General features: G+C 55.7%; 14 protein-coding genes. 2 read left to right on the forward strand and 12 right to left on the reverse strand.

All coding sequences use genetic code 11. The annotated features are described in order from the left end of the window. Positions 1–215 precede the first annotated feature (215 nt). From wecG to trxA, 12 genes are all read right to left on the reverse strand, one after another. Positions 216–956, reverse strand: coding sequence for a lipopolysaccharide N-acetylmannosaminouronosyltransferase (gene wecG / locus Electrica_RS24330; protein WP_131050029.1), 741 nt, complete (start codon positions 954–956; stop codon positions 216–218). Between the two features lie 11 nt (positions 957–967). Beyond that, positions 968–2,314, reverse strand: a complete 1,347-nt coding sequence (gene wzyE, locus Electrica_RS24335) for an ECA oligosaccharide polymerase (RefSeq protein ID WP_142255782.1) — start codon at positions 2,312–2,314, stop codon at positions 968–970. Next, entirely contained in the window at positions 2,311–3,390 is a 1,080-nt protein-coding gene (locus tag Electrica_RS24340; protein ID WP_142255783.1) for a TDP-N-acetylfucosamine:lipid II N-acetylfucosaminyltransferase, read from the reverse strand. The genes wzyE and Electrica_RS24340 overlap by 4 nt, the downstream gene beginning before the upstream one ends. Then, entirely contained in the window at positions 3,387–4,637 is a 1,251-nt protein-coding gene (wzxE, locus tag Electrica_RS24345; protein WP_142255784.1) for a lipid III flippase WzxE, read from the reverse strand. Before wzxE ends, Electrica_RS24340 begins: the two co-directional genes overlap by 4 nt. Before the next feature lies 1 nt (position 4,638). Then, positions 4,639–5,769 (reverse strand): dTDP-4-amino-4,6-dideoxygalactose transaminase, encoded by a 1,131-nt coding sequence (gene rffA / locus Electrica_RS24350; RefSeq protein WP_142255940.1) that lies wholly within the window; start codon positions 5,767–5,769, stop codon positions 4,639–4,641. 4 nt (positions 5,770–5,773) lie between these two features. After that, a complete protein-coding gene (rffC, locus tag Electrica_RS24355; protein WP_142255785.1) occupies positions 5,774–6,448 on the reverse strand; it encodes a dTDP-4-amino-4,6-dideoxy-D-galactose acyltransferase in 675 nt (224 codons plus the stop codon). Between the two features lie 78 nt (positions 6,449–6,526). Beyond that, positions 6,527–7,789, reverse strand: coding sequence for a UDP-N-acetyl-D-mannosamine dehydrogenase (gene wecC / locus Electrica_RS24360; protein WP_142255786.1), 1,263 nt, complete (start codon positions 7,787–7,789; stop codon positions 6,527–6,529). Continuing rightward, a complete protein-coding gene (gene wecB, locus Electrica_RS24365; RefSeq protein WP_100686180.1) occupies positions 7,786–8,916 on the reverse strand; it encodes a non-hydrolyzing UDP-N-acetylglucosamine 2-epimerase in 1,131 nt (376 codons plus the stop codon). Before wecB ends, wecC begins: the two co-directional genes overlap by 4 nt. A 56-nt stretch (positions 8,917–8,972) precedes the next feature. After that, positions 8,973–10,019, reverse strand: coding sequence for an ECA polysaccharide chain length modulation protein (gene wzzE, locus Electrica_RS24370; RefSeq protein WP_142255787.1), 1,047 nt, complete (start codon positions 10,017–10,019; stop codon positions 8,973–8,975). A gap of 13 nt (positions 10,020–10,032) precedes the next feature. Then, positions 10,033–11,136: a UDP-N-acetylglucosamine--undecaprenyl-phosphate N-acetylglucosaminephosphotransferase gene (gene wecA, locus Electrica_RS24375; RefSeq protein ID WP_100686178.1), complete on the reverse strand. Its 1,104-nt coding sequence runs from the start codon at positions 11,134–11,136 to the stop codon at positions 10,033–10,035. Between the two features lie 240 nt (positions 11,137–11,376). Continuing rightward, a complete protein-coding gene (rho, locus tag Electrica_RS24380; RefSeq protein ID WP_002883293.1) occupies positions 11,377–12,636 on the reverse strand; it encodes a transcription termination factor Rho in 1,260 nt (419 codons plus the stop codon). Positions 12,637–12,969: 333 nt separating this feature from the next. Further along, the gene (trxA, locus tag Electrica_RS24390) at positions 12,970–13,299 is read right to left on the reverse strand and encodes a thioredoxin TrxA (protein ID WP_004869525.1); all 330 of its coding nucleotides are present in this window, start codon (positions 13,297–13,299) and stop codon (positions 12,970–12,972) included. A 374-nt stretch (positions 13,300–13,673) separates the two neighbouring features. On the opposite strand from trxA, the gene rhlB reads away from it, so the two are divergent. Continuing rightward, the gene (gene rhlB, locus Electrica_RS24395) at positions 13,674–14,939 is read left to right on the forward strand and encodes an ATP-dependent RNA helicase RhlB (protein ID WP_100686176.1); all 1,266 of its coding nucleotides are present in this window, start codon (positions 13,674–13,676) and stop codon (positions 14,937–14,939) included. A gap of 8 nt (positions 14,940–14,947) precedes the next feature. Beyond that, positions 14,948–16,432 carry a guanosine-5'-triphosphate,3'-diphosphate diphosphatase gene (gene gppA / locus Electrica_RS24400; protein WP_100686175.1) on the forward strand — a complete coding sequence of 495 codons (1,485 nt, stop codon included), beginning with the start codon at positions 14,948–14,950 and terminating at the stop codon, positions 16,430–16,432. The last annotated feature ends 2 nt before the right edge of the window (positions 16,433–16,434 follow it).

The raw sequence follows: 16,434 nt of genomic DNA on the forward strand, positions 1-16,434 counted from the left end.
CATGGCGCGACCCGCGAATGGTCTTGCCCATATACCGGTTATTTTTATTAATGAATGAAAGGAAATGTCCCTGCTTGCACGACGGCACATACTGCCCGCCATGCATTAAGCATGCGAATGGTTAATGAATTTTACGGAAATGGCAAATAAAGTATCAGGCGAATGAAGACATTACACAGAATATGTATGCAATCTCGCCTGATTGCAGTGGAATATTAGAGCTTGCCGGAATAATGCCAACGTAAATAGCGCAGCAGGTGGAGCTGTCGTTTAATCCGGCTCGGCTGCAACAGCAGACGGTAAAACCACTCCAGGCCGAGGTTCTGCCAGAACTTCGGCGCCCGATGAACGTGGCCGGTAAAGACGTCATAAGTGCCGCCGACGCCCATATACAGCGCATCGGGATAAACCCGTCGACAGTCGCGCATCAGAATCTCCTGACGCGGCGATCCCATCGCCACGGTGACGATTTTCGCTCCGCTCTCTCGCACCCGCTCAAACAGCGGCTGGCGCTGGTCAGGGGTAAAATAGCCGTCCTGGCTGCCAACGATATTCACGTTCCAGCGCGCGCGCAGCTTCGCTTGCGTTTCCGCCAGCACTTCCGGCTTGCCGCCAATCAGGAATACCGGCGTCCCCTGAGCGCCAGCGCGCTCCATTAATGCTTCCCAGAGGTCGGCACCGGCAACGCGGGATACCTCGGCGCGCGGATATTTTTTGCGTATCGAGCGCACAACGCTGATGCCATCGGCATATTTAAACTCGGCGGCTTCAATCAGCGCTCGGACTTCCGGGTTATCTTCTACCGCCAGCATTTTCTCGGCGTTAATCGCCACCAGCGTTCCCTGGCGCAGTTCGCCGTCGGCAAAAAGGTAATTGAGCGCATGCTGCATGTCGCGCCAGCCAATGAGTTGCAGCCCTCGCAACGCGTACTGCGGCGCGGAAGTGTTCTCAGTCATGTTTATCCTTATCAGACCTGCGGTTGCGAAAGCGGTTTAGCCCGCTTATGAATCAATCCTGCGCTGTCCAGGAGCCAGTACAGCAATTTCGCCGCTAACAAGCAGATACCAAAGATCACGAGGAAAAACACCACGCGGGAGCCGAACGAGTCCAGTCCCTCGCGCGCCAGCACTATCATGTTGAAGATAGCGCCGAAACAGAAACTATGCAGGATAGCCGCTTTGTAGCGATTGCTTTCCCGATTGCCAAGGTCGTACAGCCAGTCGAACCATTTAATAATAAGCCCTACCGCGACAGCGCCCAGAGGAACAAACCAAATGCCGCCCATCACCACCAGCGAACCGATTAGCGTCGGTGAAATCGCCAGCCCCGAGTGGTTGTTTAACACCTCCCAGGTGAAGTAGTTGGCGGTATTGAGCACCATCGTCGGGCGGCCGTGCCACATCCAGCTGGGGATAAAAACGTAGAAGTCGCGGATCATCGGCGCCAGCCCCTGGAAGGCGATCTTGTCGTAGTTTTGCAGCAGCAGCGCCAGATTCTCCCACGGCGAAAACGTATCGCGGGTCAGATAGAGGAAGGTATAAAACGCTTCATCGCCGCTGATGTTCATGCCATAGCGCTTAAGCGCCAGCCAGAACATTCCCACGATGCCAAGAACGCCCGCCGCCGCCAGCATCCACAGACTGATCCAGCCGCGAATAATGCCGATAAACAGAAAAATGGCGAAAGCGATAATGATATTCGCTCGGGTGCCGCCGACGATGGCATAGGTCAGCAGCCCAAACGCCACGGTGCTGAGCAGGAAGAATATCCACGCCTTATAATCCTGGCGCAGGAAATAGACCACCAGCATCGCCGGGATGAAGAAATAGAAAAAGCGCTTCAACGCCACGCCGGAGACTTCGGCCGAGAAGATCTGGCTGTAAGAGTTGAGCTTAAACAGCAGGAAGCCATTGTGGGCAAAGAAAATCCCGACGCACAGCAGCGCCACACCCAGCAGAATGATCCATGTCAGATGCGTTTCCACGCGGTTCATCGTAAATAGCGGCCGCCGCTGGCGGTCGTGCGTGGCCGAGCGCAGGCGCGTTTTATAGGTCACGTAATAGACCGCATAGAAACAGACTGAGATAAGCAGGGTTTGCAACAGCACATCCGGCGGAGCAACGCTGACATCAAAGCGGAACACCAGGATACTGGTCAGCGGGAAGCCAAAGAAGAAGGTCAGCAGAAACAACAATGAGAAGAACACATTAAAGTTAAAGCGCACGCGGCGAAACTCAAAGTATGTCGCGGTGGCGATAAACAGCGTTGACAGCAGCCAGACCACCAGCAGCCCGCAAAATTGCATTAATGTCATGCATTGACCCCCGCGGCAATCTGCAATGCCCGCTGCCAGCCCGCCAGGTAGTTCGGCCGGAAGAAAGCAATCTGGTTCTTATCCACGCTTGCCAGCTGGCGCTGGGCTTCACGCACCACGGCAACATCCAGCGCATCGCCGGTAAACAGTACCGGAATATGCTGCTCCGTCATATCCTGCCAGAACGGATTTTCCCGGTTCAACACACAGGGTATACCCGCCTGAATTAATAAGCACAGCGTCCCGATGCCCTGCTGGCGAGCAAACAGGAAATAGCCCAGATCGCAGCGGCGCAGCAGATTCAGATAATCATGAAACGCCAGCTTCTCGCTGAGAATCTGCAGGTGTGCGGCGCTAAAGAGCGCCGCGCCCGCGTCACGGACCTCGTTAATATAATCCGTATTGTTTTCCGGATACCCCATCGGCACGATCACGTTTACCGTATCGCCAAATTGCTGATGGATAGCACGCAGCGCCGCAATATGCTCATTGCTGCGGTCGCCCGAGTTCCCGACCAGAATCGTCAGCGTCTCGGCGCGCGGTGCGCTATCGGCCAGCGAATTGAGCGCCGGGTCCATGCGCGTCGGAAAATAGAGCAGCTCGCCGGGCACGCGCGGATGGCGGCGGGCGAACCAGCTGAGATCGCCCCGGGTGGCAAAAACGCGCCCGACCCGACTCTGGGCAAGCCGTCGCAGCGGATAGAACAGGCGAAACTTCAGGCTGGACGAATTTTCATACAGATCGGCGCCCCAGATATGCCAGTTAAACTGGGCAGGACGGATCCCCCCGCTCAGCAACGCCAGCCACAGCCCGGTATTAAACTGGCCGTGGAAGAAAAAGCGCTGTCGGCGATCGGCTTTTGCCAGCGCGATCGCCGCCTGCGCCAGGGATTTTTTCCCGGGATAACAGGTGACAGACAATGCCGGGTAGGCTTCGCGGACGCCTGTTGCATCACCGACGACCATAAACCGACGCGCCTGCTCGTCATCGGCGGCCAGCTCGTCGTTAAAGAACCGCAAAACGGTCTGGTTGTGGTGTGGGATATCCGATCCCAGTACATGTATCAGTGCTGTCATGCCCGTTTACGCCAGAGTAAAAACACGCCACTACAAAGGGCGAAATAAACAATATACGTAGCCATATACGCCTGCGCTGCGCCAATCGCGCCATGCGCCGGGATCAGCCAGTGCGAGAATGCGGTCAACAGCGTGAACTGGCTGATTTCCGTGAGTATATAAAAACGCAGTGACGCTTTTGCAATCACCAGATAGCCATAAACATAGGCGCCGACCTTCAGCACATCGCCCACCAGTTGCCAGGCAAACAGGTCGCGCATCGCCGTAAAGCGGTCGGAAAACAGCAGCCAGATGGCGAAGTCACGCAGTAGCCAGACGGTTAAGCTCGCCGCCGCCACCGCCGGCAGAACAAATTTTAATGATTTGCCGATCTCGCGGGTAATGTCCGGTTTGGCCGTCAATCGGGAGAGCGTAGGCAGCAGGTACACGCTAAACGATGCGGTGATAAACTGCAGGTAGGCATCGGAAATACTGCTAACCCCTTGCCAGATCCCTACCGCCTCCCAGCCATAATGATCCGCCAGCAGGTTACGCATCATCACGTAAGCCACCGGCAGCGTCACCGAGGTAATCAGCGCCATCAGGGTAAACTTAGAAAGCTGCCCGGCGAGAGCGTTATCCCAGCGCGGACGCAGCGCGCTGAGTGGGATCGTCCCGCACCGCCATAGCACGATTGCCGCCGGGATCACCACCAGCGCCGGCACCAGCGCCAGCCCGAGCAGTGCCCCCTGGTAGCCCGCGAAATGATAGCAGGCGTAATAGGCCACGACGCCAATCAGGCTACCGGCGATAAGCGACAGGGCATTGCCCGCCGCATCGCGAAAACCTTTCATCAAGGCCAGCAGCAGGTTTGCCCAGGCGATGCCCATCTGCACCAGCGCCACAAGGCGCACCAGCCCCTGATAGTGCGTATGACCAAACAGCCCCTGGCTTATCGGCGCGGCCGCCAGCAGAAAAATAAGCGCCAGTAGCGTTGAGAAGCCAAGCACCATCGCAGAGGAGGTACCGACGACCTTATTCAGCTGCGGGCGATCGTCATGATGCTGCGCGACCAGTTTGGTGACGCCGTTGAAAATACCGGCGCCCGCCAGCACGCCAAGCACGGTCACCAGTTGGCGAAAGTTACCGGCCTGACCCACCCCTGCCGGGCCAAAGGAGACCGCCAGCAGTTTAACCACCAACAGTCCGGCGCCAATTTTGACCAGCGTGGACGCGGCGGTCCACAGTGAAGCTTTAGCCAGCGACATATCAGGAGAAATAGCTCAGCAGCGAATTAATCACCGTACGCTGATTGGCTGACGACAGGTTATAGAACAGCGGCAGGCGCAGCAGGCGTTCGCTCTCCTGGGTGGTATGACGATCGTCACCGTGGAATTGGCCAAAGTGCTCCCCTGCCGGGCAGCTATGCAGCGGAATGTAGTGGAACACCGCCAGAATTTCCGCCTCTTTTAGCCAGGCTATCAGGTTACTGCGATCGTCAATATCGCGCAGCTTAATATAAAACATATGCGCGTTGTGTCCGCAGTCGGCCGGAATCACCGGCAAATCGATGCGACCAGCCCGTGCCAGCGGCAGCAGCGCATCGTAATAGCGCTGCCAGAGCGTTAAGCGTTGCTGGTTAATCTGTTCCGCCGCTTCCAGCTGCGCCCACAGGTATGCCGCCTGCAGGTCAGACATCAGATAGCTGGAACCGATATCGCGCCAGGTGTATTTATCCACCAGCCCGCGGAAGAACTGGCTACGGTTGGTGCCTTTTTCGCGGATAATTTCCGCGCGCTCGATCAGCGTGCGATCGTTAATCAGCGTCGCGCCACCTTCACCGCCGGCGGTATAGTTTTTGGTTTCATGGAAACTGAAACAGCCGATATGGCCGATCGTGCCCAGCGCTCGCCCTTTGTAAGTCGACATCACGCCCTGCGCGGCATCTTCCACCACGAACAGATTGTACTCGCTGGCAAGGGCCATGATGGTGTCCATCTCGCAGGCCACGCCAGCATAGTGTACCGGCACAATGGCGCGGGTTTTCTCCGTGATTGCCGCTTCAATTTTGGTTTCATCAATGTTCATCGTATCGCGACGAATATCGGCAAAGACGATTTTCGCACCGCGCAATACAAAAGCGTTGGCGGTGGAGACGAAGGTATAGCTCGGCATAATCACTTCATCGCCCGGCTGGATATCCAGCAGCAGCGCCGCCATTTCCAGCGAAGCGGTGCAGGAAGGCGTCAACAGCGCTTTGGCCGTCCCGAACCGCTGCTCCATCCACTGCTGGCAGCGGCGGGTGAATCCGCCATCGCCGCACAGTTTTCCGCTGTCCATCGCGGATTGCATATAATCAAGCTCGGTTCCCACCACCGGCGGTGCGTTAAATGGAATCATCATGTCACCTGTATAACCAGTACGCGGTGTTTTCCACATTCGCACCGCTGAGAATATAACGTTTAAGCGCGGCAGTGTTCCCCATCTGGGTTGCCACCCGCAGTGTAGAAAGTCCGCGACGTTCGGCCCAATGCCGTGCGGCCTGCATCAGCTCAGCACCCGCGCCGCGACCGGCCAGCAGACCGATTCGGGCATCCGTTTCATTAAGCTGTCGCAGAGAAACAAAAGCGCGAATGTCGCCATCCGCGGCGCGAAAAATCAGGCACTGGTTATCGAAGGTCCCCCGCACCGCGTTTTCAATCCATTGGGCGTAGAAACGACCGCTGGCATCTGCGGCATACCAGGGCGCACGGAAGCGACTTTGCGCAAAGGCCTGCGCCGCCAGCTCGCGCAAGCGTGGAATCTCTGCCGCCGTGGCCACTTCACAGCCCGTATCGGCAGGCTGACCGACCGGCAGCACCAGATCGATTTCGCCTTCCACGAGCTGGAAGCCCAGCTGCTGCAGCGCATCCAGCCGCACGCTATCATCCGCCGCAATCTTCGCCTGCAAACGCGACCAGCCGGCCAGCGCCTGAGCAGTCAGCGGCGGGGCGTCATCGCGAAAGCGCACAATCGCGCTCTGGATGCCGAAGAAACGATTTTCCCACTCCAGGGATTCAATACTGGCGTGGAGAGGCATGGAAGGTGTCCTGGTTGGATTGGTCACGGCCAGAGGCTGGCATAAAACACAGGTTTACGCCGGTGACCAGAACCGTACTCACCGCCACACTCCTTTGGTATCGACAATATAATCCTGCGTCACGCTATCGCCGCTGATGGCTTTAAACTGACGATGGTCAACCAGCATCACCAGCACATCGGCGTTCGCCAATGCGTCATCCAGCAAGGCCAGCGTGCACAGACCGTTGAGTTTGGTCGGCAGCTGGTGGATATTGGGTTCCACAACCAGCGTTTCACCGCTGTGCCAGCGGGCGATTTGCATGGCGATCGACATCGCCGGGCTTTCGCGCAGATCGTCGATATTCGGCTTAAAAGCCAGGCCAAAGCAGGCGATTTTCAACTCGCTGGCGCGCTTATTACTGGCGGCCAGACAATCGGCCACCCGGGCTTTGACCTGCTCGATAACCCAGTCAGGCTTATGATCGTTAACCTCACGGGCGGTACGAATCAACCGCGCCTGCTGCGGGTTTTGCGCCACGATGAACCACGGGTCGACTGCGATACAGTGCCCCCCGACGCCCGGTCCCGGTTGCAGGATATTGACGCGCGGATGACGATTTGCCAGGCGAATCAGCTCCCAGACGTTAATGTCCTGCTCCGCGCAGATCAGCGACAGCTCGTTCGCGAACGCAATATTCACGTCGCGGAAGCTGTTTTCGGTCAGCTTACACATCTCGGCGGTGCGAGAGTTGGTGACCACGCATTCGCCTTCGAGGAAAATTTTATACAGCTCGCTGGCGCGGGCGGAGCAAACCGGCGACATACCGCCGATGACGCGGTCATTCTTAATCAGCTCGACCATCACCTGACCCGGCAACACGCGCTCCGGGCAGTAGGCAATATTGACATCCGCCGCTTCGCCAGCCTGCTGCGGGAAGCTCAGGTCCGGACGCATTTCAGCGAGCCAGGCGGCCATTTGCTCCGTCGAACCAACCGGAGAAGTGGACTCCAGAATCACCAGCGCCCCCTTTTTCAGTACCGGCGCAATGGATTTTGCCGCCGACTCGACGAAGACCATATCCGGCTCATGCAGATCTTTGAACGGGGTGGGTACGGCAATCAGGTACGCATCCGCCACGACTGGCTCGGTCGTCGCACGTAAATAGCCCTGCTCAACCGCCGTTTTGACCACGCTCGCCAGATCTGGCTCTACGATATGAATCTCGCCACGGTTAATGGTCTCCACGGCATGTTGATTGATATCAACGCCGACCACCCGCTTTTGCCGGGAGGCGAACGCGGCAGCGGTTGGCAGGCCAATATATCCAAGGCCAATCACTGAAATGGTAGAAAAACTCATAGCGTTACCTGATTATTTTTAAGTGCGGACAAAATACGGCGACATGCCTGACCATCACCGTAGGGATTATGCGCCCGGCTCATTGCCTGATACGCGGCATCATCCTGCAGCAGATGCGTGACTTCAGCGACGATACGCTGGCTGTCGGTCCCGACCAGACGCACGGTGCCTGCGGCAATCGCCTCTGGGCGCTCCGTCATTTCACGCATCACCAGTACCGGCTTCCCTAGCGAGGGTGCCTCCTCCTGAATACCGCCGGAGTCGGTGAGGATCAGCCAGGCGCGATCCATCAACCAGACAAACGGCAGATAATCCTGCGGCTCAATCAACATGACGTTATCGACATGACCGAGAATACGTTTCACCGGCTCGCTGACGTTCGGGTTCAGATGCACCGGATAGACAATCTGGACATCGGGATTGCTGGCGGCGATTTCCGCCAGCGCGTGGCAAATTTGCTCAAACCCGCGGCCAAAGCTTTCCCGCCGGTGGCCGGTGACCAGAATCATCTTCTTGCCGTTCGCCAGGAAAGGATAGCGCTGCATCAGTTCGCTACGCAGAGCCTCATCGCCCAGCACCCGATCGCGAACCCAGAACAACGCATCAATGACCGTGTTGCCGGTGACCGTGATGTGGTCAGCGGCGATATTTTCGCGCAGCAGGTTCTGCCGCGAGGTTTCTGTCGGGGCAAAATGGTACGTTGCCAGATGTCCGGTCAGCGTACGGTTCCCCTCTTCCGGCCACGGTGAACTCAGATCGCCGGTTCGCAACCCCGCTTCAACGTGCCCGACCGGGATACGCTGATAGAACGCGGCCAGACTTGCCGCCATCGTCGTTGTGGTATCGCCATGCACCAGAACAACGTCCGGTTTAAACGATTCCAGCACCGGTTTTAGCCCTTCGAGGATACGACAGGTGATTTCCGTCAGGCCCTGACCTGGCTGCATAATATTGAGGTCGTAATCCGGCACGATAGAAAAAAGCTTCAACACCTGGTCGAGCATCTCCCGATGCTGCGCCGTGACGCAAACTTTCGCCTCAAAGTGAGGATCTTTTGCCAGCGCATGAACCAGCGGTGCCATTTTGATGGCTTCGGGTCTGGTGCCAAATACCGTTAGTACTTTCACATCGATTCTCTTCGATTAGGTGATGAAGTTGATTAATTCTTCATCACAGGCCGCATTCACTGGACTCTGCGTCGCGATAATGCAACGCCTGCGCCGATGAGCGCGCCCACGATACCCCACATCACCATCAGAAATACGCGCCGCGGGCTATCGCGTTTTACCGGTTCTTCCGGCGTACGCAAATACCGGTAAGTCTGAAAACGCGGATCTAATGTCGGTCCGACGTTGAGCGTATTCAGCATGGCACGGCTTTGGTCATAGTCGAGATCGTATTCCGGCCCCACCGCTTGCAAATTTTCCAGTCGCGCCTGCAGCATTGGCCTGCCGAGCAAGAACAGCTCGGAATCCGGCTGCTGATCGGCCGGGATATCGGTTTCACTGCGGGAGATGTTGTGCTGCTGCGCCACTTTCAACGCCTCTTCCACGCTGTGGGTACGACGGTTGAATATTTCGCGCGCCACCTCTTCCTGGCGCTTCACCTGCGCTTTCATCTGCACGGTGCGGGCCGCCCAGGCGCCTTTCAGCTCGTCATTAAGATGTCCTGCCGCACGCTGGCTGGCGAAGGCCACGTACTGACGCAGCAGATTATTGGCATCCGGCGCGGTCTCGGCCGTCAGCTTCACGCTGTCGTTAACATTTTTTACCGGGTCGCCCGGCATGAACTGAATGTTGTTAATCAAATCGTCCAGCAGCGCAGCGTCCGCACGGGCATTGCCCGACTGGCGCTGTTTGTAATAGTCCGTTTGCAACCAAAAATCGCGGCGGGTATCCCAGGACCCCTGCTGCATGATGAACTCTTTGTAAGCTTGCTCCATCGCCGACGGCTGGTCGACCGGAACCAGATTGGCTTTAATATCCAGATTGCGTAAGAACTGCTGTTGGGAATAGTAACCACCCAGCATATTCACGGTTGGCCGATCGGTTATCGCCGTAGCGCTCCACTCCTGGCGAGCAAAGAAGGCGTAAACCAGAACGATCAGCGCAAATAGCACGGCCATCCCGGCTATCCAGATTTTTCCTGCCCATAAGGCGCGAAACAGCCCGCGAATATCCAGTTCATTCTCAACGTTCACTGCTTGTGCTCCCGGTAATGGTTGAGTCATCACGTCCCCAGTTCTACTTGGTTAATTTTGGCTTATTGCCGCTGTGTCGCCGTATTCTGCGTCTGATGCGCTTAACCAGTCGCGCCACTTTCCATGCGCGTTTAATGCAGTAGCCATAAAGGAAAAAGGCCAACAAAAAGAGAATTAACATCACCCATTCAGGAACGATACGGGTATATTCCGCCACCACGCCCACCAGCGCCAGCAGCGCGGCCGCCAGCGTGATCAGGACGAAAGCCTGCCGGGAAGTAAACCCGGCACGCATAATCAAATGATGAATATGCTGGCGATCCGGAGAGAACGGGCTCATCCCTTTACGCAGGCGACGATACATAATCGCCACCATATCCATCAACGGAATCGCAATAATCCACAGGGCGGTCACCGGGCTAATGGGATGCGTTTTGCCCTGGGTCGTTTCCAGCAGAATCCAGATGATGGTGAAGCCAATCATGGTACTGCCGGCATCGCCCATAAAAACTTTGTAACGACGGCCAAGCACGCCGAGGTTAAGTAAAATATAGGGCAGAATGGCGGCTATCATCGCAAAACACCACATTGCCAGGCTGTATTGACCGTCAAACCACAGAATAATGCCGGTTGCCGCAAATGAGACCGATGACAGACCGCCGAGCAGGCCGTCGATACCATCCACCATATTAAAGGCGTTAATCGCGGCCCAGACGGCGAAAAGGGTGAGGAAGAAGCCAAAGGGGCCGAGGACCAGCTCCCACGAACCAAAAATATAGCCCAGGCTACTCAGGTGCAGGTTCCCTGCCGTCATCATGACAATGGCAATGGCGGCCTGAATCACCGCGCGAATTTTTACACTGATATCAAACCGATCATCCAGCGCACCGACCAGCACAAGGATGCCGGCGCAGGACAGATATAAGAATGAATGGGGAATGTAATAATCAGCGATGGCAAAAGTAAAACAAATGCCAGCATAAACTGAGATGCCACCCACTAACGGAACCAAACCCTGATGCCGTTTTCGATAGTTAGGTTTATCCACTAACCCGACTTTTTTCGCTGCTTTTCGGGCAACAAATATAAAAAGGGTAGTGAATAAGAAAATACTGATTAATTCAGTAATAGCAGTGAGTAAATTCACAACACATGTGCTCTCAGCATGGTTAATCCGGGAAGTATAACGACGATGTCTCAACTCCTGAAGGGGTAAAGCAGAACATTACAAATTTATTGTATAGATTTTAGTCTGTTAAAATTATCACTGCCTCGCGTGGTACGCTCATCATACGATAATCCCTGCTTCCTTTTCCCTTTCTGGATCATACAAACCCAAAAAACAAAACGCCACGCGATTGCGTGGCGTTTTTGGGCTTTTTTTAACTTACGAGCGTTTCATCATATCGAAGAAGTCATCGTTCGTTTTGGTCATCGCCAGTTTGTTGATGAGGAACTCCATCGCGTCAATCTCACCCATCGGATGGATGATTTTACGCAGGATCCACATCTTCTGCAGCTCTTCCTGGGTGGTAAGCAGCTCTTCTTTACGGGTACCGGAACGGTTGTAGTCGATAGCCGGGAAGACGCGTTTTTCCGCGATCTTACGCGAGAGATGCAGCTCCATGTTACCGGTGCCTTTAAACTCTTCGTAGATAACTTCATCCATTTTGGAGCCGGTATCAATCAGCGCGGTGGCGATAATGGTCAGGCTACCGCCCTCTTCCACGTTACGCGCGGCACCGAAGAAACGCTTCGGACGATGCAGGGCGTTAGCGTCCACACCACCGGTCAACACTTTACCGGAAGCCGGCACAACGGTGTTGTAGGCACGCGCCAGACGGGTAATGGAGTCGAGCAGAATGATAACGTCTTTCTTGTGCTCAACCAGGCGTTTCGCCTTCTCGATAACCATCTCGGCAACCTGAACGTGGCGGGAAGCAGGTTCGTCAAAGGTGGAAGCAACCACTTCGCCTTTAACCAGACGCTGCATCTCGGTCACTTCTTCCGGACGTTCGTCGATCAGCAGCACCATCAGCACGCAGTCAGGATGGTTGTACGCGATGCTCTGCGCGATATTCTGCAGCAGCATGGTTTTACCGGCTTTCGGCGGCGCAACAATCAGACCACGCTGACCGCGGCCGATCGGCGAGGCCAGATCCAGCACGCGAGCGGTTAAGTCTTCGGTTGAACCGTTACCACGTTCCATACGCAGACGTGAGTTCGCGTGCAGCGGCGTCAGGTTCTCGAACAGGATCTTATTACGCGCGTTTTCCGGCTTGTCGTAGTTAACTTCGTTAACTTTCAACAGCGCAAAGTAACGCTCACCCTCTTTAGGAGGACGAATCTTACCGGAAATGGTGTCACCAGTGCGGAGGTTGAAACGGCGGATTTGGCTTGGGGATACGTAGATGTCATCGGGACCGGCGAGGTAGGAGCTGTCTGCGGAACGGAGGAAACCAAATCCATCCTGCAGTATCTCCAGTACGCCATCGCCAAAGATATCTTCGCCACTCTTCGAATGCTGCTTGAGGATGGCAAAAATAATATCCTGCTTACGCATACGGGCCAGGTTTTCCAGCCCCATATTTTCGCCGAGAGTAATCAGCTCAGAAACCGGCGTATTCTTTAATTCGGTAAGATTCATAATGGTGTGGGTTCTTAAACTCGGGGTAGAACTCGAACTTAATGTTGTGAATGGTATGGCAGGAACATCCATGCCTGTTAACGGCCTTCATCTCGTGCCTGTACGTTGCCTGGTCACAGGAAAGAACGCAGAGCTGGAACGACAAAACGGAATGAGTGAAAAGCCCGGAATTTGTAGCCTCTCGCGCATTTGCTGCGGGACGCTTCGGGTAAAACAAGATTCAAACAATAAGGTATGTTTAAAACGAAGTCTGAAGTTAACTTAGCACGACTCTGGCCGGGCGTCCAGAGTTCCGCTAAAAATAGGAACCCGGACGCCGGAATGGCAAACTGCTTACGCCAGGTTGGCGTCGAGGAAATCTTTCAGCTGGCCTTTAGACAGCGCGCCAACCTTAGTTGCCGCGACTTCGCCGTTCTTAAACAGCAGCAGAGTCGGGATGCCGCGAATGCCGTATTTCGGCGCAGTACCCGGGTTCTGATCGATGTTCAGTTTAGCAACGGTCAGTTTGCCCTGATACTCTTCAGCGATCTCATCCAGAATCGGGGCGATCATTTTGCACGGACCGCACCACTCTGCCCAGAAATCGACGAGGGTTAGCCCGTCAGCCTTGAGTACGTCCGTGTCAAAACTGTCGTCAGTCAGGTGAATAATTTTATCGCTCATATTTAACTCCACAGGAATAAGCCTGGTGTGTTGGTGTCGCAGACATCAACGACGTGCCGATGCTACGTTATACACGTTATTGTTCAGGATGCCTCTATGTACTGGCATATGTACTGGGTACTGGCATATGTACTGGCCACTGCGCGATCCGATCCCTCATGGATGTCGTCTTGCAGAAGCCAAAGCAAACCGCCTTCAAACCGTTTCCGGTAGATTAATCCACCTCGACGCGCTGAGTAGTCTAAGCTTTCGAGGATTCATCAGGTTGCCGTAGATGCACCTTAAGTCATTTCGCGTATAGCCAACGAAAGGTTGACGTTATTTCAACGGATACGCTTTCTTAATGCAATAGTTAGCTGATATTCTACCACACTATGAGCAAAACACATTTAACAGAACAGAAGTTTTCCGACTTCGCCCTGCACCCGGCAGTGATTGAAGCCCTTGAAAAGAAAGGGTTTCATAATTGTACGCCCATTCAGGCTCTCGCTCTTCCGCTAACGCTGGAAGGTCGTGATGTCGCCGGGCAGGCGCAAACCGGTACCGGAAAAACGATGGCGTTCCTGACGTCAACGTTTCATTATCTTCTCTCTCACCCGGCCAACGCTGACCGCCAGGTAAACCAACCGCGTGCGCTGATCATGGCTCCTACGCGCGAGCTGGCGGTACAAATTCACGCTGATGCAGAACCGCTGGCTGCGGCCACCGGCCTGAAGCTGGGTCTGGCGTACGGCGGCGATGGCTACGATAAGCAGCTGAAAGTGCTGGAAAGCGGCGTCGACATTCTGATTGGCACCACTGGTCGTCTGATTGATTACGCCAAACAGAATCACATTAACCTTGGCGCGATTCAGGTCGTCGTGCTGGATGAAGCCGATCGCATGTACGATCTCGGCTTTATTAAAGATATCCGCTGGCTGTTCCGTCGCATGCCGCCGACCAATCAGCGTCTGAATATGCTGTTCTCCGCAACCCTTTCTTACCGTGTTCGCGAACTGGCGTTTGAACAGATGAACAACGCCGAATATGTTGAAGTCGAGCCGGAACAGAAAACGGGTCACCGGATTAAAGAAGAGCTGTTCTACCCTTCCAACGAAGAAAAAATGCGCCTGTTACAGACGCTTCTGGAAGAAGAGTGGCCGGATCGCGCCATTATTTTCGCCAACACTAAACATCGTTGCGAAGATATCTGGGGACACCTGGCGGCGGACGGTCATCGCGTCGGCTTGCTGACCGGCGACGTCGCCCAGAAAAAACGCCTGCGGATCCTTGAAGAGTTCACCCGTGGCGATATCGACATTCTGGTGGCGACTGACGTTGCTGCGCGTGGTCTGCATATCCCGGCCGTCACGCACGTCTTTAACTATGACCTGCCGGACGACTGCGAAGATTACGTTCACCGCATCGGCCGTACCGGTCGCGCGGGCGCCAGCGGCCACTCCATCAGTCTGGCCTGCGAAGAGTACGCGCTGAATCTTCCGGCGATTGAGACCTACACCGGTCACTCTATTCCGGTCAGCAAGTACAATCCAGATGCACTTATGACAGATTTGCCTAAGCCGCTGCGCCTGACGCGCCCGCGCACTGGCAATGGCCCGCGTCGCAGCGGTCCGCCTCGTAATCGTCGTCGTTCAGGTTAAATAAATCTATGCTCAGTTCCACCTCGCTTTATGCAGCTATCGATCTTGGTTCTAATAGCTTTCATATGTTGGTTGTACGCGAGGTGGCCGGGAGCATCCAGACGCTCAGCCGCATCAAGCGCAAAGTACGTCTGGCCGCTGGCCTGAACAGCGATAACACGCTCTCCGCGGAAGCGATGGAGCGTGGGTGGCAGTGCCTGCGTCTGTTTGCAGAACGCCTGCAGGATATCCCACCCGTTCAAATTCGCGTTGTGGCGACCGCCACGCTGCGCCTGGCCGTCAATGCCGATGCGTTTTTGGCAAAGGCCCGGGAAATCCTCGGCTGTCCGGTGCAGGTGATCAGCGGTGAAGAAGAAGCCCGCCTGATTTATCAAGGCGTTGCTCATACGACCGGCGGCGAAGACCGGCGCCTGGTTGTCGATATCGGCGGTGCCAGTACCGAACTGGTGACTGGCACGGGGGCACAGACCACCTCTCTTTTTAGCCTGTCGATGGGGTGCGTCACCTGGCTGGAGCGCTACTTCGCCGATCGTAACCTGACAAAAGAAAACTTCGATCTGGCAGAAAATGCGGCTCGGGAAGTCCTGCGTCCGATTACTGACACCCTGAATTACCACGGCTGGAAAGTTTGCGTAGGCGCATCCGGTACCGTTCAGGCCCTGCAGGAAATTATGATGGCGCAGGGGATGGACGAGCGAATCACCCTGGCTAAATTGCAGCAGCTCAAGCAGCGTGCGATTCAGTGCGGGCGCCTGGAAGAGCTGGAAATCGAAGGCTTAACCTTAGAGCGAGCGCTGGTTTTCCCCAGCGGGCTGGCCATACTTATCGCCATCTTCAGCGAACTGAAAATTCAGTGTATGACCCTCGCGGGCGGCGCGCTCCGCGAAGGCCTGGTTTACGGCATGCTGCATCTGTCCGTCGATCAGGATATCCGTAGCCGTACGCTGCGCAATATTCAACGCCGCTTTATGATAGACACCGAGCAGGCCCAGCGCGTAACCCAACTCGCAGCGCATCTGGTGAATCAGCTGGACGGTGCCTGGGAGCTGGAATCGCTCAGCCGCGAACTGCTCGCCAGCGCCTGCGAGCTGCACGAAATTGGTCTGAGCGTCGATTTTAAACGCGCCCCGCAGCACGCCGCCTATCTGGTGAGCAACCTCGATCTCCCCGGCTTCACGCCGGCGCAGAAAAAGCTGCTCGCAACCCTGCTGCTCAACCAGACTAACACCATCGATCTCTCCTCTCTTCATCAGCAAAATGCGGTGAAACCACGGGTTGCGGAACACCTGTGTCGGCTGCTGCGTCTGGCGATCCTCTTTGCCAGCCGCCGTCGCGACGATCTGCTGCCGGCCATTTCACTGACTGTCGCAGGCGAGAAACTGGTGCTGACGCTGCCGGAGGGGTGGCTGGAAGATCATCCGCTGGGTCGGGAGTTGGTGGAGCAGGAGTGCCAGTGGCAAAGCTATGTCCACTGGACCCTTGAGGTGGCTTAATT

Source organism: Klebsiella electrica, assembly GCF_006711645.1.
Classification (GTDB): Bacteria; Pseudomonadota; Gammaproteobacteria; order Enterobacterales; family Enterobacteriaceae; genus Klebsiella; species Klebsiella electrica.

Excerpts from the sequence above, each read along its gene's own strand:
- wzyE (WP_142255782.1), bottom strand. The coding sequence starts at position 2,314 with ATGACATTAATGCAATTTTGCGGGCTGCTGGTGGTCTGGCTGCTGTCA.
- wzzE (WP_142255787.1), bottom strand. The coding sequence starts at position 10,019 with ATGACTCAACCATTACCGGGAGCACAAGCAGTGAACGTTGAGAATGAA.
- gppA (WP_100686175.1), top strand. The coding sequence starts at position 14,948 with ATGCTCAGTTCCACCTCGCTTTATGCAGCTATCGATCTTGGTTCTAAT.
- Electrica_RS24340 (WP_142255783.1), bottom strand. The coding sequence starts at position 3,390 with ATGACAGCACTGATACATGTACTGGGATCGGATATCCCACACCACAAC.
- wzxE (WP_142255784.1), bottom strand. The coding sequence starts at position 4,637 with ATGTCGCTGGCTAAAGCTTCACTGTGGACCGCCGCGTCCACGCTGGTC.
- rho (WP_002883293.1), bottom strand. The coding sequence starts at position 12,636 with ATGAATCTTACCGAATTAAAGAATACGCCGGTTTCTGAGCTGATTACT.
- wecG (WP_131050029.1), bottom strand. The coding sequence starts at position 956 with ATGACTGAGAACACTTCCGCGCCGCAGTACGCGTTGCGAGGGCTGCAA.
- rffA (WP_142255940.1), bottom strand. The coding sequence starts at position 5,769 with ATGATTCCATTTAACGCACCGCCGGTGGTGGGAACCGAGCTTGATTAT.
- wecC (WP_142255786.1), bottom strand. The coding sequence starts at position 7,789 with ATGAGTTTTTCTACCATTTCAGTGATTGGCCTTGGATATATTGGCCTG.
- trxA (WP_004869525.1), bottom strand. The coding sequence starts at position 13,299 with ATGAGCGATAAAATTATTCACCTGACTGACGACAGTTTTGACACGGAC.
- rffC (WP_142255785.1), bottom strand. The coding sequence starts at position 6,448 with ATGCCTCTCCACGCCAGTATTGAATCCCTGGAGTGGGAAAATCGTTTC.
- rhlB (WP_100686176.1), top strand. The coding sequence starts at position 13,674 with ATGAGCAAAACACATTTAACAGAACAGAAGTTTTCCGACTTCGCCCTG.